This is a genomic window from Nocardioides sp. NPDC054178, from assembly GCF_055585005.1.
Genome location: NZ_JBVJKY010000001.1, coordinates 1290615 through 1314861 on the forward strand (window position 1 = coordinate 1290615; position 24247 = coordinate 1314861).

Consider the following 24247-nt stretch of genomic DNA (forward strand, 5'->3'; position numbering starts at 1 on the left):
CTTCTTCCACGAGGAGCATCCATGCCCGACGTACGCCCTGGCCGGCACGAGCTCGGCCAGAACTTTCTCACCGACCGGTCGACGGTCGACCGCATCGTCCATCTCGTCTCGCAGCGGCAGGGTCCGCTGGTCGAGTGGGGCACCGGCAACGGTGCCGTCACGGTGGCGCTGGCCGAGCTCGGCCGTCCCTTGGAGGGGGTCGAGATCGACTCCCGCCGCGCGGCGGACCTGCGCCGACGGACCGGTACGCACGTGTGTATCGCCGAGGGCGACATCCTGCGGCACGCGCCACCGCAGGACGCGGTCGTCGTCTCCAACGTCCCGTTCCACCTGACCACACCGATCCTGCGCCACCTGCTCGCCTCGACGACCTGGCGCCATGCCGTACTCCTCACCCAGTGGGAGGTCGCCCGCAAGCGCGCGGGCGTCGGCGGCACGACCCAGCTCACCGCGCAGTGGTGGCCGTGGTTCACCTTCACCCTCGACCGGCGGGTCCCGTCGACCGCGTTCCGGCCGCGGCCGAACGTCGACGGCGGCCTGCTGCTCATCGACCGCCGCCGCGAGCCGCTGCTCCCCGAGCCGGAGCTCCGCGACTTCCAGTCGTGGGTGGCGAGGGTCTTCAGCAGCCGCGGCCGCGGGGTCGCCGAGATCCTGCGCCGCAACGGCGTCCCCGCCCCGCTCGCGGATCGGATCGCCCGGCGGCGTCGGCGATCCCAGACCCCCGCGCTGCCGCGGGATCTGCGTGCGGAGGACTGGGTCGAGGCGTACGCCGCGCTCTGATCCTGCCGAGAAGGCGCGCGCGTCGGCCGAGATGGCACCTAGGTGCCATCTCGGCCGACGGGGCTGACGCTTCGGCTCAGTCGAGCACGAGCACCAGGTCGCCGCCGTCGACGGCCTGGGTGCCGGAGAAGGCGAGGCGGGAGACGGTGCCGTCGACGGGAGCGGTGATGGCGGCCTCCATCTTCATGGCCTCGATGGTGGCGACGGTGTCGCCAGCCTTGACCGACTCGCCGGCCGCGACCGAGATGGTGACGACACCCTGGAACGGCGCCGCGACCTGTCCCGGAACCGCCGGGTCTGCCTTCTCGGCCGCGGCGACCTCGGCGGCGACGGAGCGGTCACGTACGCCGATCGGGCGCAGGTGGCCGTTGATCGTCGCCATCACGGTGCGGATGCCGCGCTCGTCGGGCTCGGAGACGGCCGTGAGCCCGAAGATGACCGTCTTGCCCTCGGAGAGCTCGACGACGTGCTCCTCGCCCTCGCGCAGACCGTAGAGGTAGTCGAGGGTGGAGATCACCGAGACGTCGCCCCACTTCGAGCGGGCCTCGGTGAAGTCCTTCGTCGGGCCGGGGAAGAGCAGCCGGTTGAGCGTCCCGCGACGGTCGGAGGCGAGCCCGGCGGCGTCCTCGGCCGAGAGGGTCGGCGAGGGTGCCTTCCAGGTGCGTCCCGCGATCGCCTTGCTGCGGAACGGCTCGGGCCAGCCGCCCGGCGGGTCACCGAGCTCCCCGTTGAGGAACCCGATGACGGAGGCCGGGATGTCGTACGCGGCGGGATCCGCCTCGAACGCAGCAGGATCGGCACCGGCCGCCACGAGCGACAACGCCAGGTCGCCGATGACCTTCGAGGACGGCGTGACCTTCGGGACCCGGCCGAGGATCGAGTTCGCCGCGGCGTACATGTCCTCGATCTGCTCGAACTTCTCGCCCAGCCCGAGCGCGATCGCCTGCTGGCGCAGGTTGGAGAGCTGGCCGCCCGGGATCTCGTGGCGGTAGACCCGGCCGGTCGGCGCGGGCAGCCCGGACTCGAAGGGCGCGTAGACGCGGCGTACGGCCTCCCAGTAGGGCTCGAGCGAGTTCACCGCGGCCAGGGACAGACCGGTGGCACGCGGCGTGTGGTCGGTCGCAGCGACGAGCGAGGAGAGCGGCGGCTGGGAGGTGGTCCCCGCCATCGACGCGGTCGCGGCGTCGACCGCGTCGACACCGGCCTCGATCGCGGCCGTCAGGGTGGCCAGCTGGCCACCGGCGGTGTCGTGGGTGTGCAGGTGGACCGGCAGGTCGAACCGCTCGCGCAGCGCGGTCACCAGGGTGCGCGCGGCGGGCGCCCGCAGCAGCCCGGCCATGTCCTTGATCGCCAGCACGTGCGCCCCGGCCGAGACGATCTCCTCGGCCAGCCGCAGGTAGTAGTCGAGCGTGTAGAGCTTCTCGTCCGGCGAGGAGAGGTCGCCCGTGTAGCAGAGCGCCACCTCGGCGACGGCCGTCCCGGTCTCGCGAACAGCGGAGATCGCCGGCCGCATCTGGGAGACGTCGTTGAGCGCGTCGAAGATCCGGAAGACGTCGATGCCGGTCGAGGCCGCCTCGGAGACGAACGCGTCGGTGACCTCGGTCGGGTAGGGCGTGTAGCCGACCGTGTTGCGACCGCGCAGGAGCATCTGCAGGTTGACGTTCGGGATCGCCTCACGCAGCTGGGCGAGCCGCTCCCACGGGTCCTCGGAGAGGAAGCGGAGAGCCACGTCGTACGTCGCCCCGCCCCAGGCCTCCAGGGACCACAGCTGCGGCGTCAGCCGGGCGACATGGCCGGCGACGCCGAGCAGGTCGGTGGTGCGCACCCGCGTCGCCAGCAGCGACTGGTGGGCGTCGCGGAAGGTGGTGTCGGTGACCGCGACCGGCTCCTGGGCACGCAGCGCGGCGGCGAAGCCCTCCGGTCCGAGCTCGCGAAGAAGGTCGCGAGAGCCTGCCGGCGGAGCCGCGGAGAGGTCGAGCTTCGGCAGCTTCTCGACCGGGTGCAGCGAGACCGGCGCGGCGCCGTACGGCTGGTTGACGGTCACGTCGGCCAGGTAGGTGAGCAGCTTGGTGCCGCGGTCGCCGGAGGCCCGCGCGGTCAGCAGCTGCGGGTGGGTCTCGATGAACGAGGTCGTGATCGAGCCCGAGATGAAGTCGGGGTCGTCGAGCAGCGCCTGCAGGAACGGGATGTTCGTCGCGACGCCGCGGATCCGGAACTCCGCCACGGCCCGGCGGGCCCGGGTGACGGCGTCCTGGAAGGTGCGCCCGCGGCAGGTGAGCTTGGCGAGCATCGAGTCGAAGTGGGGCGAGACCTCCGCACCGGCGTACGTCGTGCCGCCGTCGACGCGGATCCCGGCGCCGCCGGGGGAACGGTAGGTGGTGATCATGCCCGTGTCGGGGCGGAAGTTGTTGGCGGGGTCCTCGGTGGTGATCCGGCACTGCATCGCCGCGCCGCGCAGCTGCACGGAGTCCTGGCTCAGCCCCAGGTCGGCCAGCGTCTCGCCGGCGGCGATCCGCATCTGCGAGCGGACCAGGTCGACGTCGGTGACCTCCTCGGTCACGGTGTGCTCGACCTGGATGCGCGGGTTCATCTCGATGAAGACGTAGTTGCCGGCCGGGTCGAGCAGGAACTCGACGGTGCCGGCACACGAGTAGCCGATCTCCTTCGCGAACCGCACCGCGTCCGCACACATGCGTTCGCGCAGCTCGGGGTCGAGGTTCGGCGCGGGCGCGATCTCGACGACCTTCTGGTGGCGGCGCTGCACCGAGCAGTCCCGCTCGAAGAGGTGGATGACGTTGCCCTCGCCGTCGGCGAGGATCTGCACCTCGATGTGTCGCGGCTCGACCACGGCCTGCTCGATGAAGACGGTCGGGTCGCCGAAGGCGGCCTCACCCTCGCGCATACAGGTCTCCACGGCCTCGCGGAGCTTGTCGGGGTCATCGACCCGCCGCATCCCGCGACCGCCACCGCCGGCGACCGCCTTCACGAACAGCGGGTAGGGAAGGGCGGAGGCGGCAGAGACCAGCGCGTCGACATCGGTGGACGGCTCGACCGACTGGAGGGTCGGTACGCCGGCGGCCTTCGCCGCCGCGATGGCGGTGGCCTTGTTGCCGGTGAGGGTGAGGACCTCGGCCGACGGCCCGATGAACGTGATCCCCGCGTTGGCGCAGGCCTCGGCCAGCGCCGGGTTCTCGGAGAGGAAGCCGTAGCCGGGGTAGATGGCGTCGGCGCCACTCTGCTTGGCGACCTCGACGATCGCGTCGGGATCGAGGTAGGCCCGGATCGGATGACCGAGCTCCCCGATCTGGTAGGCCTCGTCGGCCTTGAGCCGGTGCTCGGAGCCCCGGTCCTCGTAGGGGAAGACAGCAACTGTCTTGGCACCGAGCTCGAAGCCCGCACGGAAAGCTCGGATCGCGATCTCGCCGCGGTTGGCAACCAACACCTTCTTGAACATGGCGGTCACGGTACCCATCAGAAGGGTGTCGTCCAGGGTGTGGGACGTTACCGCCCAGTTGGTGGACACCAAGAAGTCCTGAACTGTGCGGATTCGTTGGGACCGCGCAAGGGGTCGCCGCCGATACCGTCGCGGGCATGAAGCTCATCACTCGACAGCGTCGCTCGGCTCTGGTCGCCATCGCGGGCACCGCCCTGCTGGCCGGATCGCTCACCGGGATCGGAGCGGCGAGCTCGCCGGCCGCCGCGGCCGGCACCGTGAACTGTTCCGGATCGATCAACGGCAAGGCCGGCGGCTACCTCCGCAAGCGATCCATCAGCAACAGCACGGTGACCGGGAACTACCGCAGCGCAGCCACGGTCTCCTGGTCCCCGCGGGCCTGGATCGAGGTCGGCGGGGCCGGTGACGAGACCTCCTGGAAGTCCAGCTACATCGTGCCCGGCACCGACGGCACCGGCCGCACCGTGACCATCGGCGGGACCATCGGGCAGTCCGTGCTGACCGAGACGAAGTCCGCGCAGCTCTACCGCACCAACGGCTCCGCGGTGACCGGTTGGAACCCGAAGAAGGTCGTGAACGGCCCGACGACGGCGGTCTACAGCGTCACGACCTCCGGTGTCGTCCAGCAGACCGCGCTCTCCTACACCAGCGCGGGCGCCCGCCTCGGCACGGTCACCAACCTGCCGGTCACCCTGGCGAGCACCACGACCGTCGCGGGCGTGTGGACCAGCCACAACGGGGTGATGTACAACCTGCTCTACTCGATCAACCCGAGCACCAACAAGCTCGAGCAGATCGTCGTCCGCCCCGACCGCCCGGCCGAGGCGAAGAAGTACGTCGTCCGCAGCCTCGGCACGGGATGGCGCTACCTGTCGGTCCACAACTGCTACGACGCCGACGGCTCGGTCGCGGCCAAGGACATCGTGCTGATCAACCCGACGACCGGCAAGGCGGTTCGCATCCGCCAGAGCAGCGGGATCGGGCACAGCACGACCTTCTCCGCATCGTCCAAGGTCGGCACCGACGGCACCTGGAAGTGGAGCGGGATCAGCAGCTAGGAGCTCACTCCGGCCAGAGGTCGAGCAGGTCCCCCGGGCGCAGCCCGAGGGCGTGCTCGATGTCGCCCGGAGAGGTCTCGCGCAGGTACTCCGAGACCAGCTGGGCCAGCTCCATCCAGTAGCCGCGCAGGGTCGACTCGGACAGATACATCGACCGGCTCATCTCGGCGTACGTCAGCCCGCGGGCGCGATGGGCGAGGACCTCGCGCTGACGCGGGGTGAGGACGGTGATGCTGCGGCGGCGTACGAGAACTTCGATGAGGCCGGTGATACCCGGGGGGATCACCGGCTCATCGGAGGCCACCGCCCGGAAGGCCGCCTCGGCCTCGGCCAGGGTGGCCGACTTGGAGACCACGCCGGTCGCGCCGGCGGCGAGGCAGGCGGCGAGCACGAACCGGCGCTCCTCCTGGGAGTAGATGCAGACCCGGTAGCCGGCCTCGACGACGCGCCGGATGGCCGCGGTGCCCTGGGAGGCGTCGGGCTGGCCGGTGTTGGTGAGGTGGAGGTCGAGGATGACCACGTCGGCCTCCGGCCGTGCCGTCAGCAGGTCCTCGACGGATCCGTGGCTGGACACGAAGGTGAGCTCGGGCAGCAGCAGGCTCAGCGAGGCGCGCATCGCGGTCGCGTCGTCGACATGGGTGAAGCGCGGTGCGGGCGCCAGGGCGGACATCACGGCACCTCCGCGGCGGTCGGCTGCGTGAGCGTGACCGTCGTGCCGAGGTCGCGGATGCTGCTGATCTCGACGTCGATGCCCGAGCGGGCGAGCTGCTCGACGACCACCTCACGCAGACCGACCCCGTGGTCGGTCGTGGAGGTGTCGAAGCCGATGCCGTCGTCGTGCAGGGTGACCTCCCAGCCGGAGCCGTCCTCGTCCTCGGCGGCGTGCAGGACCACCCGGCCCGCCTGCGCGTGCTGACGTACGTTGAGCAGCAGGCTGCGCAGCGCGGCGGCCAGGTCGTCGGCGAGACCGCGCGGCAGCGCGACGTCCTGGGCGAGGTCGGCGACCACCGTGATCGGGAGGTCGTCGAACTCCGCGCCGACGGCGGTGACCACCGCGGCCAGGTTGGTCGCCTCGCTCACCGGCGGCGGGGTCTGGCCGCTGAGGTAGGCGCGCATCCGGTTGAGCTCGACCTCGGCCTGCGACCTCAGTGCCCCGTTGCCGTCGGCGGAGTCGGTCTCCACGAGCAGCCGCATCATCGCGGTGCCGTTGTGGATCGCGAGCCGGGCACGGCGCTCCTCCTCGGCCTTGGCGGCCTCGGCGGCGTAGCGTCGCGCCTCATCGGCCTCGGTCCCGATCCGCACGATCGTCTGGCAGCCGAACCAGGCCAGCGGCCCGAGGACCAGCAGGGTCAGGCAGGTGCTGACGGCGCCGGTGAGGTCGGCCACGCCGTCCACGGTCGGGGCGATGTAGACCACCTCGGCGACCGCCAGCGAGGCGAGCAGGAACATCCACAGCCACCGCGAGCGCACCGCCGAGAGCCCGCAGGAAACGCAGAGCGCGTAGCCCAGCTGGAACCCCACCCAGGTGCCCGTACGCAGCTCCACGGGGACCGTCCACAGCCCCACGATCAGCAGCGCCACGGCCACGGCGACGTCGAGCACGGCGTACGGCACTCCCGGCGGCCTGCGGGTGAGCAGGGTGATCGCGGCGACGGCGACGAGCATGACGGTCGCGAGGATCCAGCTGGCCCCGGTCAGCCAGGGATGGTCGGTGCGGGACAGCGCGGGCATCGCCGCCAGCAGCGAGGGAGCCATCTGGGCGAGGGTCGCCAGCCGCATCCCGGCCACGAAGAACGCCACCAGACGTACGGCGGCTGCCCGGGTCGAGTGTGGCACCCGCGAATTGTCGCTGATGGGCCGGGGAACGGTGGAGCATGGGGCCAGGATCCCGGCACCTGCCCTCCGGCCGGTACCAACGAATCCGCGGGCGTCACCGGCCGATCAGGGCGTCTCGCTGTTCGTCCATCTGCTCCCGCAGGCCGCCCACGACGGCGGCGACGGCCGGGCGTCGCCAGGACTCGGGATGCACGACCGCCCAGTAGGGGAGCCGCTGGTGGACGTCCTCGTGGAGCAGCCGGACGAGGTCGGGGTGCCGGTCGGCCATGAAGCAGGGCAGCAGGCCCAGGCCGGCCCCCGCCCGGGTCGCCTCGACGTGCACGAACACGTTCGTCGAGGTGACCGCGTCGCGGATGCCGGGCAGCAGGCGGCGGGGGATGTCGAGGTCGTCGACCTGGAGCATCGAGTCGACGAAATAGACCAGGCGATGGCGTACGGCCTCCTCGATCGTGGCCGGGGCGCCGTGACGCTCCAGATAGCCGGGGGAGGCGTAGAGGCCGAGCTCGTACTCGCCCAGGTGCATCGCCCGGCCGCGGTTCACCGCCGGCTCGCCGACCACCACCTCGATGTCGACGCCGGAGCGGTGCTGCGCCGCCTGCCGGGTCACGGTGACGATCTCGACCGAGAGCTCGGGATGGTCCTGCCGCAGCGCGGCCACCGCCGGCGAGGCGATGTACGCGGCGAACCCGTCGGTCGTCGACATCCGGACCACGCCGGCCACCGGGTCGGCCGGCTCGTCGGCCGCCAGCCGGGCCAGCGACTCGGCGACTCCCTCGGCGGCCCGCGCCGCGCGCTCACCGAGAGCGGTCAGCGCCCACCCGTCGGAGCCCCGCACGAGCACCCGGCCACCGAGGGCGCGCTCGAGCGCGGAGATGTTGCGGCTGACCGTCGTGTGGGTCAGGCCGAGCGAGCGAGCGGCGGTGGTGAAGCGGCCGCTGCGGGCGACCTCCAGCAGCACCAGCAGCTGATCGGCGGACGGCGGTGTCGGCGAGGTCGTGGCCACCGGGCCACCCTAGCGGTGGATGTGCATTTCCGTTCATCGCCTGTGCCAACATGCGCGTTGCAGGCACATTATGATCACTGTCACACTCCCAGCCATGTCCACGACACAGCCGGGCGCGACCGCCCCCAACGAACAGAGCCTGCTCCGCAGGACCGTGGCGGCCTCCATGGCCGGCACGGTCGTGGAGTGGTACGACTTCTTCCTCTACGCCACCGCCTCGGCGCTCGTCTTCGCCAAGGTGATCATGCCGGCCACCGGCAACGCCTACGACGCGATCATCGCCGCCTTCGTGACGTACGCCATCGGGTTCGTCGCCCGCCCTCTGGGCGGCGTCGTGTTCGGCCACATCGGCGACCGCCTCGGCCGCAAGTACACCCTGCAGCTGACCATCATGCTGATCGGTGTCGCCACCGTGCTGATGGGCTGCCTGCCGACGTACGACCAGATCGGGCTCGCCGCGCCGATCGCGCTGGTGGTGCTCCGGTTCGTGCAGGGGCTCGCCCTGGGCGGTGAGTGGGGTGGCGCGGTCCTGCTGGTCGCCGAGCACGCCCCCGACGACAGGCGCGCGACCTGGGCCGCCTGGCCGCAGGCCGCGGTGCCCGTGGGCAACCTGCTGGCCACGCTGGTGCTCACCGTGATGACCCTCGCGCTCTCCGACGCCGCCTTCCTGGCGTGGGGCTGGCGGGTCGCGTTCTGGCTCTCGGCCGTGGTGGTCGTCGTCGGCTACTTCATCCGCCGCTCGGTGACCGACTCGCCGATCTTCGAGGAGGCGAAGGCGGAGCAGGGCCAGGCCGCCGAGGCCGGCTACGGCGTCTTCGAGGTGCTGCGCCGCTACCCGCTCGGAGTCCTCAAGGGGATGGGCCTGCGGTTCGCGGAGAACATCATGTACTACCTGGTGGTGTCCTTCTCGATCGTCTACCTGGTCGAGGACCAGAAGATGGACCAGGGCGCGCTGCTCGGGCTGATCGCGATCGCGCACGCCTGCCACTTCTTCTTCATCCTCGCCGTCGGCCGGCTCGCCGACAGCGTGGGCCGCAAGCCGGTCTACCTCGTCGGTGCGGTGCTCGGCGCGACCTGGGGCTTCTGGGCGTTCCCGATGCTCGACACCAAGAGCAACGTCGCGATCGTGGCGGCGCTGATCGCCGGCCTGGCCATCCACGCGCTGATGTACTCCACGCAGCCCGCGATCATGGCCGAGATGTTCCCGACCCGGATGCGCTACTCCGGCATCTCGATCTCCTACCAGGTGACCTCGATCTTCGCCGGCTCGCTCGCGCCGCTGCTGGCCATCGCCTGGCTCAAGGACACCGGCACCTGGACCAACACCGCGATCTACCTCGCCGTGGCCGGCATCATCACCGCGCTCGTCGTGCTCACGCTCAAGGAGACCAGGGGCACCTCGCTGCGGGCGCTGGACCGTGCCGACGCCGACCGTGAGGCCGCGCGTGAGGTGAGCCCGGCGTGAGCTCCGCTTCGGCTGTCTCGGGCGCCGCCGCCCCCGGGCGTACGCTGCAGGGCCGGCGGGCCCTGGTCACCGGCGGCGCCTCGGGGATCGGTGCGGCGGTGGCCCGCGAGCTCGCCGCCCGCGGCGCGCGGGTCGTCGTCGCCGACCTGGCCGGCGACGCCGCCCACGCCCTCGCCGAGGAGATCGGCGGCGAGGCGTGGGTGGTGGACCTGACCGCCACCCAGGAGCTCGACGACCTCGCCCTCGAGGTCGACATCCTGGTCAACAACGCCGGCATCCAGCGGGTCAGCCCCATCGAGAAGTTCGACCCCGACGACTTCCGCAGGATCCACTCGATCATGCTGGTCGCGCCGTTCCTGCTGGTCAGGGCCGCCCTGCCGCACATGTACGCCAAAGGCTGGGGCCGCATCGTCAACATCTCCTCCGTGCACGGCCTGGTCGCCTCCCCGTTCAAGAGTGCCTACGTCTCGGCCAAGCACGGCCTGGAGGGACTCTCGAAGGTCACCGCTCTCGAGGGCGGTCCGCACGGGGTGACCAGCGTCTGCATCAACCCTGGCTACGTGCGTACGCCGCTGGTGGAGCAGCAGATCGCCGACCAGGCCGAGGTGCACGGTGTGCCGGCCGCCGAGGTCGTCGAGCGGGTGCTGCTGCAGGACGTCGCGGTGAAGCGGCTGGTCGAGCCGGAGGAGGTCGGCTCCCTGGTCGGCTGGCTCACCGGCCCCGACGCCTCGATGGTCTCCGGCGCCTCGTGGGCGATGGACGGGGGCTGGAGCGCCCGCTAGCTCCAGCCTCCCGCTCAGGCCTGGCTCCGCCACCAGTCCACCGTCGCCTTGGCCCCGGTCTCGAGCGGGGTGGGGGCCAGGCCGAGCAGGGACTCGCTGGCCGAGGAGTCCAGCACGAACGGCTTGTCGAACTGGTAGACCATCTCGGCCAGCTCCCGGGTGCCGGCGTGCACCGTGCCGACCGCCTTCAGCGCCCAGGTGGGGATGCTGCCGACCTTGGGAGCGGCGACGCCCGCCACGTCGGCGTAGAGCTGGACCAAGGCCCGCTGGGACACCGCGGGCGCGGTGGGCGCGTGCAGGAAGGAGTCCCACAGGCTCTCCTCGTCGGCCGCCCGGATCATCGCGGCCCCCAGGTCGGGGACGTACGTCCAGGAGTGCGGCGCGTCCGGGTCGCCGAGGACGCGCATGGTGCGGCCGGCGAGGACCGTCGGCACCATGCGCTCGCCGGCGTGGGCGTTGCGGACCAGCGGACCGTAGAAGTCCGAGGCGGCGACGCTGACCGTCGGGGTCGGGGAGGCGTCCCGGGCGCGGAGGAGCTCGACCCGCACCGCGGGCTTGCCGAAGTCGGCGTCGCGCGGCGTCTGCTCGGTCATCGGCCCGGTGACGTGGCCGTAGGCGTAGAGGCTCTCCGGGAAGACGACCACGGCGCCGGCCCGTCCGGCGGCCTCGAGCACGACCTTCTCGGCCCGCGGGAGCTCGGCGCGCCAGGTGTCGGCGGCGTAGGCGCTGCCGTGCATGCAGTGGAAGACGGCGCGGGTGCCGGAGGCAGCCTGGATGACGGTGTCCAGATCCGTGGCGTCGCCACGGAGCCGCTCGATGCTCGCGTGCACCGGACCGCTGCCGGAGCGGGTGAGGAGGCGTACGCGGTCGCCGCGGGCCGCGAGCTGCTGGGCGATGGTCGCGCCGACGGGGCCGGCGCCGATGACGAGGTAGGTGCTGTTCATGACTCTGTCTCCTTCGTGGGTTCCGAGAGCAGTGCTCTCGGAACGAGTCTGGCGCGAGTCGGAGACAAAAGCAAGAGCAGTGCTCACTTTTGTTGACAGCGCTCTCTGGGTCGGGTCACGATGTCGGCATGACAGCCACCTCACGAGACGGCACCCCACGCGAGCGGGCGCGGGCGCAGACCATGGACGAGATCGTCCGGATCGGCCGCGAGCACCTGGCGGTCCACGGTGCCGCCGCGCTCTCCTTGCGCGCGGTCGCCCGTGATCTCGGCGTGGTCTCCTCGGCGGTCTACCGCTACGTGAAGAACCGCGACGAGCTGCTCACGCTGCTCCTCGTCTCTGGGTACGACGAGCTCGGCGACGCCGTCGACGCCGCCGTCGCCTCGGCTCCTGCGGACGACCACCGCGCCCAGTTCCAGGCGCTCGGCCGCGCGGTCAGGACCTGGGCGCTCGCCGAGCCGGCGACGTACGCCCTGCTGTTCGGGTCGCCCGTCCCCGGCTATGCCGCTCCGGACGAGCGCACCAGCGTGCCCGGCACGCGGGTCCCGACCGCGATGCTGCGGCTGTGTGCCGGCGCTCTCGCCGCCGGCCGGCTGACCGTGCCCGAGGCGTCGGGCGAGATCTCGCCCGAGCTCTCGGCGGGGCTCCAGGGCATCCGTGACCAGCTCGGCCTCGATCTCCCCGATGCTGCGCTCACTCGTGGCGTACTCGTCTGGACCAGCCTCTTCGGCCGCGTCAGCTTCGAGGTCTTCGGCCAGTTCGGCCCCGACGCGTTCGGCGATCCCGCCGCCCTCTTCGAACTCCACCTGGCGGTCCTGGCCGAAACCCTAGGACTCGCCGAGTAGTCGGTTCTTGCCGCCGAGGGGTCAAAAATTGACGGCGAGAGGTCACCGGAGTGACTTCTCGCCGTCAGAAACTGACTTCTCGCCGTCAGAAGTTGACGCCTCGACGAGCTACTTGATCTCGGCGATGACTGCGCCGTTGGCGACGGTCTCGCCCACGGTGGCGTTCAGGCCGGTGATGGTGCCGGCCTTGTGGGCCTTGAGGGGTTGTTCCATCTTCATGGCTTCGATGACCACGACGACGTCGCCCTCGGCGACGTCTTGGCCTTCCTCGACGGCGATCTTGACGATGGTGCCCTGCATCGGGGAGGTGACCGAGTCGCCCGAGGCGGCCGCGCCGGCCTTCTTCGCCGACCGCTTGGGCTTCTTCGCCGCGGCGCCGCCGCCGACCGCGAGCCCACCGAGCCCGGCGGGCAGCGAGACCGAGAGGCGTTTGCCGCCGACCTCGACCACCACGGTCTGACGCTCGACGTCCTCGGCCGGCTCACCGGCGGCACCGGCGTACGGCGTGATCTGGTTGTCGAAGTCGGTCTCGATCCAGGTCGTGTAGACCTCGAAGGAGCCGTCCGCTGCGGTGTAGGCCGGGTCGGTGACGACGGCCTGGTGGAACGGGATGACGGTGGGCATGCCGTCGACCTTGAACTCGTCCAGCGCGCGACGCGAGCGCTCCAGCGCCTGGGTGCGGTCGCGGCCGGAGACGATCAGCTTCGCGATGAGGGAGTCGAAGGAGCCCGGGATGGTCTCGCCCTTCTCATAGCCCCCGTCCAGGCGTACCCCGGGCCCGGCCGGGGGTGCCCACTCGGTCAGGGTGCCGGGGGCGGGCATGAAGTTGTTGCCGCCGTCTTCGGCGTTGATGCGGAACTCGATGGAGTGGCCGCGGACCTCGGGGTCGTCATAGCCGAGCTCTTCGCCGGCGGCGATGCGGAACATCTCGCGCACCAGGTCGAGGCCGGTGACTTCCTCGGAGACGCAGTGCTCGACCTGGAGGCGGGTGTTGACCTCGAGGAAGGAGATGGTGCCGTCGGCGGCGACGAGGAACTCACACGTGCCCGCGCCGACATAACCCGCTTCGCGCAAGATGGCCTTGGAGGACTCATACAGGCGCTTGTTCTGCTCCTCGCTCAGGAACGGTGCGGGAGCTTCCTCGACCAGCTTTTGGTGGCGACGCTGCAGGGAGCAGTCGCGGGTGGAGACCACGACCACGTTGCCGTGAGTGTCGGCCAGGCACTGGGTCTCGACGTGGCGCGGCTTGTCGAGGAACTTCTCCACCAGACACTCCCCGCGACCGAAGGCACCGATGGCCTCGCGGACCGCGGACTCGTACAGGTCGGGGATCTCCTCCAGGGTGCGGGCCACCTTCAAGCCACGACCGCCGCCACCGAAGACCGCCTTGATCGCGACCGGGAGGCCGTACTCCTGGGCGAAGGCGACGATCTCGGAGGCGTCCTTGACCGGGTCCTTGAGCCCCGGCGCCAGCGGGGCACCGGCCTTGAGCGCGATCTGCTTGGCCTTGGCCTTGTCACCCAGCGCGTCGATGGCCTCGGGCGAGGGGCCGATCCAGGTCAGGCCGGCCTCGATCACCGCGGTGGCGAAGTCGGCATTCTCGGCGAGGAAGCCGTAGCCGGGGTGGACCGAGTCCGCCCCCGAGCGGCGGGCGACATCGATGATCTTCTCGATCGAGAGGTACGACTCCGCCGGTGTGGCTCCGCCCAGGGAGTAGGACTCATCGGCCAGGCGCACGAAGAGCGCATCACGGTCGGGGTCCGCATAGATCGCTACGGAGCCGATCCCGGCATCCTTGCACGCGCGGATCACGCGAACAGCGATCTCACCACGGTTGGCGATCAGGACCTTGGTCAGTGGCTTGCTCAACGAGAACTCCTCCATCGTGAATGCATAGACATGCTAGGGGAGGCCATCTCGGCCTGGCTCCAGCCGCCCGTCGTAACGATTGTCACACTTCGGTGAGCTGGGCGAGCGAGGAGGTTACTCGGCGGTACACGGCGTCGTCCACGAGCACGCCCCCGTGCCGCAACGCCAGCACGGCCGCTCCGGCCAGGCCGTCGGTGGCGAGGACCGCCCCCGGAGCGACCCGGGCGGCGAAGTCGGGCTGCCGGGCCAGGACGCTCCCGGCCGCGACCAGCGGCCCCTCGACATCAGGCGTACGCACCGCCGCCAGCGTCTCCGCCAGCCCCTCGGCCGCCTGGTCGAGGATGCCCGCGGCGACCTGGTCGCCCGCACCCGCCGCGGTGAAGACGAGCGAGGCGAAGTCGGCCAGCCGCAGCGGCGGCATCGCGTAGAGCGCCGCCGTCGCCGCGACGAGGGTGCCGGTCCGTCCGCCCTGCCGCCGGTCGTCGGGCACGAGCCCGAGCCGGTCCAGCAGCAGCCCGGTCAGCTGCGTCGCGGCACCCCGCCCGTCGAGCGGCGCCAGCCCGGCGCGTACGACCTCCCGGCCCAGCCAGAAGCCGGAGCCGACGTCGCCGAGCAGCCAGCCCAGCCCGTCCGAGATCCCCGCCGGCCGGCCGTCCTCGACCCGCACCGCCGACGCCCCCGTGCCAGAGAGCAGCACGTAGCCGTCGGGCGCCGCCGTCCCCGAGAAGTACGCCGCCAGCACATCGAAGTCGAAGACCGGCTCGACCTCGACGAGGTCGGAGAGAGCGGCCACGATCGCGGCCCGGTTGGCGGGGTCGCCCGCCCCCGCCACCGCCAGGGCGGCGCCGGCGAGCCGCCCGGCCTTCGAGGCGCTCACGGCCTGCGTGACCGCAGCCCTGATCGCCGTCGTGGCGGCGTCGATCCCGGCGGAGGTCGGGTTGCCGCTGCCGGCCTTCCCGATGCCTCCGCAATGTCCGTCGGAGGAGACGACGACGGCGCGAGTGCTGGTGCCTCCCGCGTCGAGTCCCAGATAGTTGTGAGTCATTGACACCGTTTCGTAACAGAAAACCATTGCCAGGCGTACTCTCTCCAAATAGTTTTCGAGCGCAGGCCTCGACATACGGTCGCGGCCGGAGTTTGCTAGGTGGGTGGACTAATTGACCAGAGACGTGTTCGGAGCCTTCGATGAGCAGGTTCGCACACGCCTGTCCGAGCTGCAGTCGATGGCGCAATCCGGTGGCCTCGACGAGGCGGTCGAGGCGATGGTCGGCAGCATCCGCAACGGCGGTGTGCTCCAGGCCTTCGGCACCGGCCACTCGCAGGCGTTCGCCATGGAGATCGCCGGGCGGGCCGGTGGTCTGATCCCCACCCATGCCATCGCTCTGCGCGACACGGTCCTCAAGGGCGACCGGCCGGCGAGCGATCTCAAGGGCGGCCTCCTGGAGCGTGACACCAACATCGCCAACGAGCTCTGGGAGCTCCACGAGTTCCACCCCGAGGACGTCTTCCTGATCGCGTCCAACTCCGGTGTCAACGGCTCCATCGTCGGCATCGCGCTGCGCGCGAAGGAGGAGGGCCACACGGTGATCGCGGTGACCAGCCTCGAGCACACCAACGCGGTCACCCCCAAGCACCCCAGCGGCAAGCGCCTGGCCGAGATCGCCGATGTGGTGATCGACAACCTGGCTCCGTTCGGCGACGCCACCGTCCCCGTGGGCGACGGCGGTGTGCTCGCCGGAGCCGTCTCCTCCATCACGGCGGCCTACATCGCCCAGCTCCTGACCCTCGGCACCGCCGCGAGGATCCAGGAGGCAGGCGAGACCCCGCCCCTGTATCTCTCCGCCAATATCCCGGGTGGCGATGAGCACAACGATGCGTTGAAGGCTCGCTACGGCGAGCGCATCGGAAGCATGGCCTGAACACCCGTAAGAACAAGTAACGAGGAACCCACCCGAAAGAAGGCAGCACGATGTCCCAGCAGCTTCACCGGCTCGACCGCCGGACCCTTCTGCGCGGCACCCTCGCCGGCGCGGCGCTCGTGTCGTTCTCCGGAGCACTCGCCGCGTGTGGCGCGCCCGGTAGCGACAGCGACAACTCCGGCGGTGGCACCAAGTCCGCGTCCAACCCGTTCGGCATGCCCAAGGACGGCACCGTCGACGCGGTGATCTTCGACGGCGGCTACGGCTACGACTACGTCGAGTTCGCCGCCGGCGTGGTCGGCAAGGAGTTCGCGGACGCCGACATCAAGGTCAGCGCCACGACCAAGATCGCCACGGAGCTGCAGCCGCGCTTCGTGGGCGGTACGCCCCCGGACCTGATCGACAACTCGGGCGCGGACCTGATCGGCTTCAGCTCGATCGCCGCGCAGCTCGAGGAGCTGGACGACGTCTTCGAGGCCGACAGCTACGAGGGCGTCAAGATCGCGGACACCCTCTACCCGAACGTGAAGGACCCCGGCACCTACAGCGACCGGTTCGTGGCGATCAACTACGTCATGACCCTCTACGGCGTGTGGTACTCCAACTCGCTCTTCCAGGAGAACGGCTGGACCGCGCCGAAGACCTGGGACGAGGCGCTCGACCTCGGCGCCAAGGCCAAGGCCAAGAAGAAGTACCTCTGGGTCTGGGGCAAGGAGGCGGCGACCTACTACCGCACCCTGGTGATCGACTCCGCGGCCAAGGAGGGCGGCGACGAGGTGCGCCTCGCGCTGGAGAACCTCGAGAAGGGCGCCTGGTCCCACCCGGTCATCCAGGGGATCCTGGAGAAGCTCGGCGAGATGGTGAAGCAGGACATGTTCGTCCCCGGCGGCGCCGGCACCCAGTTCACCGCTGCGCAGGCCAAGTGGTCCAACGACCAGCAGGCGCTCCTCTACCCGAGCGGCGGCTGGATCGAGAACGAGATGAAGGACGCGACCAAGGAGGGCTTCGAGATGACCGGCGTCCCGGAGTTCGTCCTCAGCGACAGCCCGTCGCTGCCGTACGAGGCCGTCCGGGCCGCGGCCGGCGAGGCGTTCATCGTGCCGAGCAAGGCGAAGAACCCGGCCGGTGGCAAGGAGATCCTCCGCGCCATGCTGTCGAAGGAGGCCGCGACCAACTTCGCCAAGACGAAGCTCGCCCCGACCATCGTCAAGGACACCATCCCTGCCGACGGGTTCGGCTCCGCGGCGCTGAAGTCGCAGAGCGCGATGCTCGACGCCGCCGGTGAGAACACCTTCAACTACCAGTTCTACGACTACTACGGCACCAACGCCGACGAGCTGGTCGTGTGGAACTCGTTCCTCTCCGGTGACCTCGACGTCAAGGGTCTGACCACCGCGGTCCAGGGCATCTTCGACAAGGTCGCCGACGACTCCTCGATCGAGAAGCTCAAGGTTTCCTGACACCATGCCGGACCCATCCACCACGATGGCCCAGACGGCCGGCGGCCCCTCCGAGGAGAATCCTTGGGGGGCCGCCCCCGGCCGGCGCCGCCGCAAGCTCACCCTCGACCGGGCACTGTTCATGACGGTCTTCCTCGGCCTCCCGGTCGCGGTCTTCGTCATCTTCGTCGTGGTCCCGATCGGGCAGGCCCTCTTCTACTCGCTGACCGATTGGACCGGCTTCTCCCCGGTCATGAACTTCGTCGGCCTGGACAACTACGCCAAGCTCCTCGACGACGACACGTTCCTCAAGGCGCTGCGCAACAACGTGCTGCTCACGATCGTGGTGCCGCTGGTGACGCTCGTCGCGGCGCTGGCGATCGCGGTGGTCGTGACCACCGCCGGTCCCAGCACCGGCCAGGTGCGCGGCCTCAACGGCTCCGGCTTCTACCGGGTCGTCTCCTTCTTCCCCTACGCCGTCCCGGCCGTCGTCATCGGTCTGCTCTGGGCGCAGGTCTACGACCCGGCCGCGGGCCTGCTCAACGGCATGCTCACCGGCATCGGTCTCGACGGGTTCAAGGACTACGCCTGGCTCGGCGAGGTGCGGGCCGCGATGCCGGCCTCGATGTTCGTGATCATCTGGGCGAGCATCGGCTTCTACACCGTGCTCTTCGTGGCCGCCATCAAGGGCGTCCCCGCGGAGATCTACGAGGCTGCCCGCATCGACGGTGCCGGCCGGTTCCGCACCGCGATCTCGATCACGCTCCCCTCGATCCGTGACAACGTGCAGACGGCCTACATCTACCTGGGGATCCTCACCCTCGACGCCTACGTCTTCATGGCGGCGCTCGCCCCTGGCGGCGGCCCTGCCAACAGCACGCTGACGATGAGCCAGCACCTGATGAACACCGCCTTCAAGAAGAGCCAGTTCGGCTACGCCACCTCGATGGGCGTCGTGCTCGCCCTGGTCACGCTGCTCTTCGCCGCCCTGGTCTTCGCCGTCTTCCACTTCGTTGGGGGACGGGACAAGAAGGGAGACGTACGCCGATGAGCACCGTCACTCTGGACAAGCCGGTCGCTGCCCGCTCCGACGGCCAGCGACGTACGCCGGGCGACGCACTGGTCGCCGGCACCTCGCACACCATGCTGATCATCTGGTCGGTGATCGTCATCGTGCCCTTCTGCTGGGTGGTGCTCTCCTCGTTCAAGACGTCGAAGGAGATCCTGTCCTCGCCGTTCTCGCTGCCGGCAGAGTGGAGCTTCGACAACTACATCAGCGCCTGGACCAAGGCCGGCATCGGGACGTACTTCTTCAACACCGTCATCGTGGTCGGCACCGCGCTGGTGCTGGTGATGCTGCTGGGGGCGATGTGCGCCTACGTGCTGGCGCGGTTCGAGTTCTTCGGCCGCCGGGTCATCTACTACTCGATGCTCGCCGGGCTGACCTTCCCGATCTTCCTGGTCATCGTGCCGCTGTTCTTCGTGCTCCAGGGCATCGGGCTGCTCAACACGCTGCCGGGGCTGATCCTGACCTACGTGGCCTATGCGCTGCCGTTCACCGTCTTCTTCCTCTACGCCTTCTTCAAGACGCTGCCCGACGACGTCTACGAGGCCGCGATGATGGACGGTGCGGGCGAGTGGCGCACGTTCTTCCAGATCATGCTGCCGATGGCCGCACCCGGGATGGCCGGCGTGGCGATCTTCAACTTCCTCGGGCTGTGGAACCAGTTCCTGCTCCCGGTGGCGCTCAACACCGACCGGAACAACTACGTGCTCACCCAGGGCATGGCGTCGTTCTCGTCCCAGGCGGGCTACAACGTCGACTTCGGCGCGCTCTTCGCCGGGGTGGTGCTGACCGTGCTTCCGGTGCTGGTCGTTTACCTGATCTTCCAGCGGCGCATCGCCGGGACGGTCTCCACGGGCACGTTCCGCTGACCCTGATCTGACTCGGATGTGATGCGGGTCTCGCGCCCTAGGTTAATAAGCGCTAACCTAGGGCGCGTGACCGCCTTTCTCCAGCCCGAGCACGAAGAGTTGCGTGCTGTCGTCCGTGACTTCGCCCAGAAGGAGATCGCGCCCCATGCCTCGCAGTGGGACCGCGACCATCACTTCCCCGTCGATGTGGTCCACAAGATGGGTGAGCTGGGCCTGTTCGGCCTGACCGCCCCCGAGGCGTACGGCGGGGGTGAGGGTGACCTCGTCGCGCTCTGCGTCGCGATCGAGGAGCTCGGCCGCGTCGACCAGTCGATCGGGATCACGCTCGAGGCCGCCGTCGGCCTGGGCATCAACCCGATCCTCACCTACGGCACCGACGAGCAGAAGGAGCGCTGGCTCCCCGACCTCGTGGCCGGCAAGAAGCTGGCCGGGTTCGGGCTGACCGAGCCGGGTGCCGGCTCCGACGCCGGCGCGACCGCCACCAAGGCCGTCCTCGACGGCGACGAGTGGGTCGTCGACGGTGCCAAGCAGTTCATCACCAACTCCGGCTCCTCGATCACCTCGGTCGTCACCGTCACCGCGCGCACCGGGACCCGTGAGAACGGCAAGCCCGAGATCAGCACCATCATGATCCCCTCGGGCACGCCCGGGTTCACCGCCGAGAAGGCCTACGACAAGCTCGGCTGGCACGCCTCCGACACCCACCCGCTCTCCTTCGACGGCGCCCGGGTGCCGGCCGACCACCTCCTCGGCGAGCGTGGCCGCGGCTACGCCCAGTTCCTCGCCACCCTCGACGACGGCCGTGTCGCGATCGCCGCGCTCGCCGTCGGCTGCATCCAGGCCTGCCTCGACATGGCGCTCGAGTACGCGGGGGAGCGGCAGACCTTCGGCGGCCCGATCGGCCGCAAGCAGGGCGTCGCCTTCCAGATCGCCGATCTCGAGGTCATGCTGCGGGCCTCCCGCCTCCTGACGTACGAGGCTGCGGCGATGAAGTCCGGACTCGACTCGGGTGCGGTGACGACGAAGGAGTTCAAGCAGGCGGCCGCCGCCGCGAAGCTGTACGCCACCGAGTCGGCCGTCACCGCGACCCGCATCGCCACGCAGGTCTTCGGCGGCTACGGGTTCATGGAGGAGTATCCGGTGGCTCGCTTCTACCGCGACGCGAAGATCCTGGAGATCGGCGAAGGCACCTCCGAGGTGCAGCGCATGCTGATCGCCAGAGGTCTCGGCCTTCCTGTGGAGTAGGGCCCGTCGAGAAGGCGCGAATCCTACGGCACGCTGAACGAAACCCGCGAAGTAATCAAGAGCCATCTCACCATTGACCCTTTACTGTGGCCACATGGTGTTCGGGGGACAGCTGCTGGGACGGCTGCGTCGCACCCGCCTCTTCGGAGAGGTGGTCCGCTTCATGATGGTCGGCGGAATCGCGACAGCAGTCGCCTTCGTGCTGTTCAACGGGCTGGTCCACGGCTTCTTCATGGGCGCGGGGCCGATGAACGGTCAGCCCATCCCGGCGTACGTCATCGCCAACAGCGTCGGCATGCTGATCAGCTACGACCTGAGCCGCCGGTGGACGTTCCGCCACCGGGTCTCCGACCATCCCGACGGCGGGTTCACGGCCTATGTCGTGATCAACGCGGTCACGATGCTGCTGCCGATCGCGTGCCTGTACGTCACCCGAACCGTGATCGGCTGGGACAGCGCGATCGCCGACAACGTCTCGGCCAACGTGGTCGGTGTGCTGCTCGGCCAGATCGCCCGGTTCTTCCTCTTCCGGAGGTTCGTCTTCGGCCGTCCGATCCGCTACACGCAGGTCTACGGCAGCGTCGAGGAGGAGGCTGCCGCGCTCGGCTTCACCGACGACAAGACGATCCTGATCGGCCCGGAGCGTCGCGCGCCGGTCAGCGGTTCCACAGAGCAGGCCACGCATGACCGAGCCGGCTGAGCAGGTCGCGTAGCAGCGGCAGGCTCAACCCGACCACGTTGTGGTGGTCGCCCTCGATCCCGGTCACGAACGCTCCGCCGATCCCGTCGATGGTGAACGCACCCGCGACGTGGAGAGGCTCACCGGTCGCGACGTACGCGGCGATCTCCTCGTCGCTCACCTCGGCGAAGTGCACCGTCGTGGCGGCGGTCTGCGACACCTGCCGACCGGTCGCGGTGTCGACCAGCGCGTGCCCGGAGACGAGCACGCCGCTGCGTCCCCGCATCTCCCGCCAGCGTTGGGTCGCCTCCTCGGGATCGTGCGGCTTCCCCAGCGGCTTCCCGTCCAGCTCGAGGACGCTGTCGCACCCCAGCACGAGCGCCCCTTCGGGCACCTCCGGACGGCCGGCGACCGCGTCCCGCTTGAGCTCGGCGAGCCCGAGCGCGAGCTCCGTCGGCGGCAGCCCGTCGAGCCTGCTCTCGTCGACACCGGAGACGATCACCACAGGCTCGACACCTGCGCTGCGCAGCGTCTGGAGCCGGGCGGGGGACTGGGAGGCAAGGACCAGCGTGGTCATGGCTCAACCCTAGGGGTAGCGGTCCTTTACCCCGGAGTCCGTCCCGACTAGGTTTCGCACATCCAACCCATCTCTATGAGGAGAAGTCCGACGTGACGGATTACCCGCCGCCCCCGCCCCCGCAGCAGCCGTACGGCGCTGGTCCCGTGGGCGAAGTTCCGCTGAGCCAGCCGCTCCGCGGCGCGTCGCCCCGCGACGCCATCGTGCGGTTCTTCAAGAAGTACGCCGCCTTCGAGGGCCGCGCCAGCCGCTCCGAGTTCTGGTGGCCGTGGCTGTTCTCGGTGGTCGTCAACATGGCGATCAACCTGCTCCTCGGCGCCGACTCGACCGCCGGCTCCATCATCGGCGGAATCTTCGCGCTCGCCATCCTGGTCCCGTCCCTCGCCGTCGGCGCCCGCCGCCTGCACGACACCGGCCGCTCCGGCTGGTGGCAGCTGCTCTGGCTCCTGCCGTGCATCGGCTGGATCGTGCTGATCGTCTTCTGGGCGCTCCCCGAGAAGGCCGAGGGCGACAAGTACAACGTCGCCTGACCGGCGGCTAACCACGAGCGACGATCAGTCCCTAGACTGATCGTCGCTCGGCCGAAGTGGCGGAATAGGCAGACGCGCAGGATTTAGGTTCCTGTGTCTTAGGACGTGCGGGTTCAAGTCCCGCCTTCGGCACACAGAGTCCGGGTCCGACCCGGGGCGTCCCAGGGTCGATCCTGATGGACAACAGATCCCTGACCCTCAAGGATGGAAGTACACACCCCATCCAGGAGAGGGATGAAGTCATGTCGTTCAAGGACAACGCGTCCAGCTGGCGCGATGGCGTCCAGAAGGGCGTCGAAGGCGCCAAGCCTGCTGTTGAGGACGCGAAGGTGAAGTCAGCACCTCACCTTGTCACCGGCGGCGAGAAGACCATCGAGAAGGCCGTCGAGTTCAAGGCTCAGATCGAGGCCAAGCGGGCCGAGGTGGCGTCGGCACCCGACGCGGACAAGCCGCGCAACCAGGCCCTGTCGGGCCTGCTCCAGGTCGGCGCGGCCGCCACCGATGTCGCCGCCCAGGCGGGCGAGTGGCTGAAGGAGACCGGGGCCAGGTGGAGCGCCGGCCCTGTGGTCGTCGAGCCGCCCAAGGAGATCCCGGGGGACGTACCTCCTCCGCCGGACTTCAAGAAGCCCGACGACCAGCAGTAGGACCCGGCAGCAGGACTACGAGGCGAGGCCGAGGTCGCGGCGGAGCTTGGCGACGTGACCGGTCGCCTTGACGTTGTACTGCGCGACCTCGATCTTGCCCTCCTCGTCGACCACGAACGTCGAGCGGATGACACCCTCGACGACCTTGCCGTAGAGCTTCTTCTCGCCGTAGGCGTCGTACGCCTTGTGCACCGAGAGGTCCTCGTCGGAGGCCAGGGTGATGGTGAGCCCGTCACGCTCGCGGAACTTCGCGAGCTTGGCGGGCTTGTCCTTGGAGATGCCGACGACCTCGTAGCCGGCGGCCTTCAGCGAGTCGATCGAGTCGGTGAAGTCGCAGGCCTGCTTGGTGCAGCCGGGGGTCATCGCGGCGGGGTAGAAGTAGACGATCACCTTGCGGCCGCGGAGGCTGCTGAGCGAGACCTCCGCGCCGGTGTCGTCGGGAAGAGTGAAGTCGGGGGCAACATCGCCCGGCTCGAGACGCGTCATGATGCCAACCTACCCAACTGATCCGGCGAACCGCAGCGGTGGAGCACGCCGTGGACGTACGCCGGTTGCTAAGGTCTGCGCATGTCCAAGGACCAGACTTCCTCGCTCGAGTCCGAGATCGAAGAGATCCGCGAGCGGCTCGCAGGCACCATCGACGAGCTGATCTATCGGGGCCGGCCCAAGACGATCGTGCAGCGCCAGGTGGCGGCCTTCAAGGCGGTCTACGTCGACCCGGTCTCCGGCGAGCCGAAGATGGGCAACATCGCGAAGACCGTGGGCGGGGTGGTGGGCGCCGTCGTGCTCATGGCCACGCTGCGTAAGATCACCAAGGTCAGCTGACCACTCCCCACCGGCAAGGCAACGACGGACGTGACCGACAAGACCCCCATCAAGATGCTCCACGACCGGGTGCTGGTCGAGGTCGGGTCCGACGCCGGTGAGCGTCGCTCCTCGGGCGGCATCGTCATCCCGGCGACGGCCGCCATGGGCGCGGCCCGACGGCTCACCTGGTCCCGCGTGGTCGCCGTCGGCCCGCATGCGCGGGCCGTCGAGATCGGCGACCGGGTGCTCTTCGACGCCGACGACAAGCCGGAGGTCGAGGTCGCCGGCGAGGTGTACGTCCTGATGCGCGAGCGCGACGTGCACGCTGTCGCCGCGGAGCGGATCGCGGACGAATCTACTGGCTTGTATCTGTAAGTCTTGCTGCCGAGTCGGCGCATCCGACCCCTCTGGCTCGCTTCGCTTCGCCAGGCACGGG

24 protein-coding genes and 1 tRNA gene are annotated in these 24247 nt (G+C 69.8%); 16 read left to right on the forward strand and 9 right to left on the reverse strand.

All coding sequences use genetic code 11. The features are described from left to right. Positions 1-21 precede the first annotated feature (21 nt). A complete protein-coding gene (erm, locus tag ACZ6WN_RS06140; protein WP_465863373.1) occupies positions 22-780 on the forward strand; it encodes a 23S ribosomal RNA methyltransferase Erm in 759 nt (252 codons plus the stop codon). Positions 781-856: 76 nt separating this feature from the next. Here the strand turns inward: erm and ACZ6WN_RS06145 are convergent, their stop codons facing one another. Further along, entirely contained in the window at positions 857-4234 is a 3378-nt protein-coding gene (locus ACZ6WN_RS06145) for a pyruvate carboxylase (protein ID WP_465863374.1), read from the reverse strand. A gap of 137 nt (positions 4235-4371) precedes the next feature. Here ACZ6WN_RS06145 and ACZ6WN_RS06150 point away from each other — a divergent pair, with 137 nt between their 5' ends. Beyond that, positions 4372-5292, forward strand: coding sequence for a hypothetical protein (locus tag ACZ6WN_RS06150; protein WP_465863375.1), 921 nt, complete (start codon positions 4372-4374; stop codon positions 5290-5292). 4 nt (positions 5293-5296) lie between these two features. On the opposite strand, the gene ACZ6WN_RS06155 is transcribed toward ACZ6WN_RS06150, so the two are convergent. From ACZ6WN_RS06155 to ACZ6WN_RS06165, 3 genes are all read right to left on the reverse strand, one after another. Further along, a complete protein-coding gene (locus tag ACZ6WN_RS06155; protein WP_465863377.1) occupies positions 5297-5962 on the reverse strand; it encodes a response regulator transcription factor in 666 nt (221 codons plus the stop codon). Beyond that, the gene (locus tag ACZ6WN_RS06160) at positions 5962-7128 is read right to left on the reverse strand and encodes an ATP-binding protein (protein WP_465863378.1); all 1167 of its coding nucleotides are present in this window, start codon (positions 7126-7128) and stop codon (positions 5962-5964) included. The genes ACZ6WN_RS06155 and ACZ6WN_RS06160 overlap by 1 nt, the downstream gene beginning before the upstream one ends. A 94-nt stretch (positions 7129-7222) precedes the next feature. Continuing rightward, positions 7223-8131 (reverse strand): LysR family transcriptional regulator, encoded by a 909-nt coding sequence (locus ACZ6WN_RS06165; protein ID WP_465863380.1) that lies wholly within the window; start codon positions 8129-8131, stop codon positions 7223-7225. 94 nt (positions 8132-8225) lie between these two features. Between ACZ6WN_RS06165 and ACZ6WN_RS06170 the strand changes: the two genes are divergently transcribed. Together ACZ6WN_RS06170 and ACZ6WN_RS06175 are read left to right on the forward strand one after the other, a co-directional pair. Further along, positions 8226-9596, forward strand: a complete 1371-nt coding sequence (locus ACZ6WN_RS06170; protein ID WP_465863381.1) for an MFS transporter — start codon at positions 8226-8228, stop codon at positions 9594-9596. Next, entirely contained in the window at positions 9593-10378 is a 786-nt protein-coding gene (locus ACZ6WN_RS06175) for a 3-hydroxybutyrate dehydrogenase (RefSeq protein ID WP_465863382.1), read from the forward strand. Before ACZ6WN_RS06170 ends, ACZ6WN_RS06175 begins: the two co-directional genes overlap by 4 nt. 14 nt (positions 10379-10392) lie before the next feature. Here ACZ6WN_RS06175 and ACZ6WN_RS06180 read toward each other — a convergent pair whose 3' ends face one another. Further along, on the reverse strand, positions 10393-11322 hold the full coding sequence (locus tag ACZ6WN_RS06180; RefSeq protein ID WP_465863383.1) for an NAD-dependent epimerase/dehydratase family protein: 930 nt from the start codon (positions 11320-11322) through the stop codon (positions 10393-10395). Between the two features lie 128 nt (positions 11323-11450). Between ACZ6WN_RS06180 and ACZ6WN_RS06185 the strand changes: the two genes are divergently transcribed. Further along, on the forward strand, positions 11451-12167 hold the full coding sequence (locus ACZ6WN_RS06185) for a TetR/AcrR family transcriptional regulator (RefSeq protein ID WP_465863384.1): 717 nt from the start codon (positions 11451-11453) through the stop codon (positions 12165-12167). 108 nt (positions 12168-12275) lie between these two features. Here ACZ6WN_RS06185 and ACZ6WN_RS06190 read toward each other — a convergent pair whose 3' ends face one another. Both ACZ6WN_RS06190 and ACZ6WN_RS06195 read right to left on the reverse strand, forming a co-directional pair. Next, positions 12276-14051 carry an acetyl/propionyl/methylcrotonyl-CoA carboxylase subunit alpha gene (locus tag ACZ6WN_RS06190; protein ID WP_465863385.1) on the reverse strand — a complete coding sequence of 592 codons (1776 nt, stop codon included), beginning with the start codon at positions 14049-14051 and terminating at the stop codon, positions 12276-12278. 67 nt (positions 14052-14118) lie between these two features. Beyond that, complete coding sequence (locus tag ACZ6WN_RS06195; RefSeq protein ID WP_465863386.1) at positions 14119-15081, reverse strand: N-acetylglucosamine kinase; 963 nt, start codon at positions 15079-15081, stop codon at positions 14119-14121. Positions 15082-15205: 124 nt separating this feature from the next. Here ACZ6WN_RS06195 and ACZ6WN_RS06200 point away from each other — a divergent pair, with 124 nt between their 5' ends. The 6 genes from ACZ6WN_RS06200 (at position 15206) to ACZ6WN_RS06225 (ending at position 21274) form a co-directional block, all read left to right on the forward strand. Further along, positions 15206-15955 carry an SIS domain-containing protein gene (locus tag ACZ6WN_RS06200; protein WP_357337562.1) on the forward strand — a complete coding sequence of 250 codons (750 nt, stop codon included), beginning with the start codon at positions 15206-15208 and terminating at the stop codon, positions 15953-15955. Positions 15956-16005: 50 nt separating this feature from the next. Beyond that, positions 16006-17415, forward strand: coding sequence for an N-acetylglucosamine/diacetylchitobiose ABC transporter substrate-binding protein (gene ngcE / locus ACZ6WN_RS06205; protein ID WP_465863388.1), 1410 nt, complete (start codon positions 16006-16008; stop codon positions 17413-17415). Positions 17416-17419: 4 nt separating this feature from the next. Beyond that, positions 17420-18445, forward strand: a complete 1026-nt coding sequence (locus ACZ6WN_RS06210) for a carbohydrate ABC transporter permease (RefSeq protein ID WP_465863390.1) — start codon at positions 17420-17422, stop codon at positions 18443-18445. Beyond that, a complete protein-coding gene (locus ACZ6WN_RS06215; protein ID WP_465863392.1) occupies positions 18442-19329 on the forward strand; it encodes a carbohydrate ABC transporter permease in 888 nt (295 codons plus the stop codon). The genes ACZ6WN_RS06210 and ACZ6WN_RS06215 overlap by 4 nt, the downstream gene beginning before the upstream one ends. Positions 19330-19395: 66 nt before the next feature. Further along, positions 19396-20574: an acyl-CoA dehydrogenase family protein gene (locus ACZ6WN_RS06220; RefSeq protein WP_465863394.1), complete on the forward strand. Its 1179-nt coding sequence runs from the start codon at positions 19396-19398 to the stop codon at positions 20572-20574. A gap of 94 nt (positions 20575-20668) precedes the next feature. Further along, a complete protein-coding gene (locus ACZ6WN_RS06225; protein WP_465863395.1) occupies positions 20669-21274 on the forward strand; it encodes a GtrA family protein in 606 nt (201 codons plus the stop codon). Here ACZ6WN_RS06225 and ACZ6WN_RS06230 read toward each other — a convergent pair. After that, positions 21231-21830 carry a Maf family protein gene (locus tag ACZ6WN_RS06230; protein ID WP_465863397.1) on the reverse strand — a complete coding sequence of 200 codons (600 nt, stop codon included), beginning with the start codon at positions 21828-21830 and terminating at the stop codon, positions 21231-21233. The two genes, ACZ6WN_RS06225 and ACZ6WN_RS06230, sit on opposite strands and share 44 nt — an antisense overlap. A 92-nt stretch (positions 21831-21922) precedes the next feature. On the opposite strand from ACZ6WN_RS06230, the gene ACZ6WN_RS06235 reads away from it, so the two are divergent. The 3 genes from ACZ6WN_RS06235 (at position 21923) to ACZ6WN_RS06245 (ending at position 23004) form a co-directional block, all read left to right on the forward strand. Next, complete coding sequence (locus tag ACZ6WN_RS06235) at positions 21923-22360, forward strand: DUF805 domain-containing protein (protein WP_465863398.1); 438 nt, start codon at positions 21923-21925, stop codon at positions 22358-22360. A gap of 50 nt (positions 22361-22410) precedes the next feature. Continuing rightward, positions 22411-22492: transfer RNA gene (locus ACZ6WN_RS06240), tRNA-Leu, on the forward strand. Positions 22493-22602: 110 nt separating this feature from the next. Beyond that, positions 22603-23004: a hypothetical protein gene (locus tag ACZ6WN_RS06245; protein WP_465863399.1), complete on the forward strand. Its 402-nt coding sequence runs from the start codon at positions 22603-22605 to the stop codon at positions 23002-23004. A 15-nt stretch (positions 23005-23019) separates the two neighbouring features. On the opposite strand, the gene bcp is transcribed toward ACZ6WN_RS06245, so the two are convergent. Continuing rightward, entirely contained in the window at positions 23020-23493 is a 474-nt protein-coding gene (gene bcp, locus ACZ6WN_RS06250) for a thioredoxin-dependent thiol peroxidase (protein WP_465863518.1), read from the reverse strand. Positions 23494-23571: 78 nt separating this feature from the next. Between bcp and ACZ6WN_RS06255 the strand changes: the two genes are divergently transcribed. Both ACZ6WN_RS06255 and ACZ6WN_RS06260 read left to right on the forward strand, forming a co-directional pair. Further along, positions 23572-23829, forward strand: a complete 258-nt coding sequence (locus ACZ6WN_RS06255) for a DUF3618 domain-containing protein (protein ID WP_465863400.1) — start codon at positions 23572-23574, stop codon at positions 23827-23829. 30 nt (positions 23830-23859) lie between these two features. Then, on the forward strand, positions 23860-24186 hold the full coding sequence (locus ACZ6WN_RS06260; RefSeq protein WP_008363372.1) for a GroES family chaperonin: 327 nt from the start codon (positions 23860-23862) through the stop codon (positions 24184-24186). Positions 24187-24247: the final 61 nt, after the last annotated feature.

What these genes read in the sequence shown, in the direction of transcription:
- ACZ6WN_RS06230 (WP_465863397.1), bottom strand. Translation starts at nt 21,830, where the DNA reads ATGACCACGCTGGTCCTTGCCTCCCAGTCCCCCGCCCGGCTCCAGACG.
- ACZ6WN_RS06225 (WP_465863395.1), top strand. Translation starts at nt 20,669, where the DNA reads ATGGTGTTCGGGGGACAGCTGCTGGGACGGCTGCGTCGCACCCGCCTC.
- ACZ6WN_RS06190 (WP_465863385.1), bottom strand. Translation starts at nt 14,051, where the DNA reads ATGGAGGAGTTCTCGTTGAGCAAGCCACTGACCAAGGTCCTGATCGCC.
- ACZ6WN_RS06195 (WP_465863386.1), bottom strand. Translation starts at nt 15,081, where the DNA reads ATGACTCACAACTATCTGGGACTCGACGCGGGAGGCACCAGCACTCGC.
- ACZ6WN_RS06145 (WP_465863374.1), bottom strand. Translation starts at nt 4,234, where the DNA reads ATGTTCAAGAAGGTGTTGGTTGCCAACCGCGGCGAGATCGCGATCCGA.
- ACZ6WN_RS06170 (WP_465863381.1), top strand. Translation starts at nt 8,226, where the DNA reads ATGTCCACGACACAGCCGGGCGCGACCGCCCCCAACGAACAGAGCCTG.
- ACZ6WN_RS06150 (WP_465863375.1), top strand. Translation starts at nt 4,372, where the DNA reads ATGAAGCTCATCACTCGACAGCGTCGCTCGGCTCTGGTCGCCATCGCG.
- ACZ6WN_RS06180 (WP_465863383.1), bottom strand. Translation starts at nt 11,322, where the DNA reads ATGAACAGCACCTACCTCGTCATCGGCGCCGGCCCCGTCGGCGCGACC.
- ACZ6WN_RS06245 (WP_465863399.1), top strand. Translation starts at nt 22,603, where the DNA reads ATGTCGTTCAAGGACAACGCGTCCAGCTGGCGCGATGGCGTCCAGAAG.
- ACZ6WN_RS06155 (WP_465863377.1), bottom strand. Translation starts at nt 5,962, where the DNA reads ATGTCCGCCCTGGCGCCCGCACCGCGCTTCACCCATGTCGACGACGCG.
- ACZ6WN_RS06210 (WP_465863390.1), top strand. Translation starts at nt 17,420, where the DNA reads ATGCCGGACCCATCCACCACGATGGCCCAGACGGCCGGCGGCCCCTCC.
- ACZ6WN_RS06215 (WP_465863392.1), top strand. Translation starts at nt 18,442, where the DNA reads ATGAGCACCGTCACTCTGGACAAGCCGGTCGCTGCCCGCTCCGACGGC.
- ngcE (WP_465863388.1), top strand. Translation starts at nt 16,006, where the DNA reads ATGTCCCAGCAGCTTCACCGGCTCGACCGCCGGACCCTTCTGCGCGGC.
- ACZ6WN_RS06185 (WP_465863384.1), top strand. Translation starts at nt 11,451, where the DNA reads ATGACAGCCACCTCACGAGACGGCACCCCACGCGAGCGGGCGCGGGCG.
- erm (WP_465863373.1), top strand. Translation starts at nt 22, where the DNA reads ATGCCCGACGTACGCCCTGGCCGGCACGAGCTCGGCCAGAACTTTCTC.
- ACZ6WN_RS06255 (WP_465863400.1), top strand. Translation starts at nt 23,572, where the DNA reads ATGTCCAAGGACCAGACTTCCTCGCTCGAGTCCGAGATCGAAGAGATC.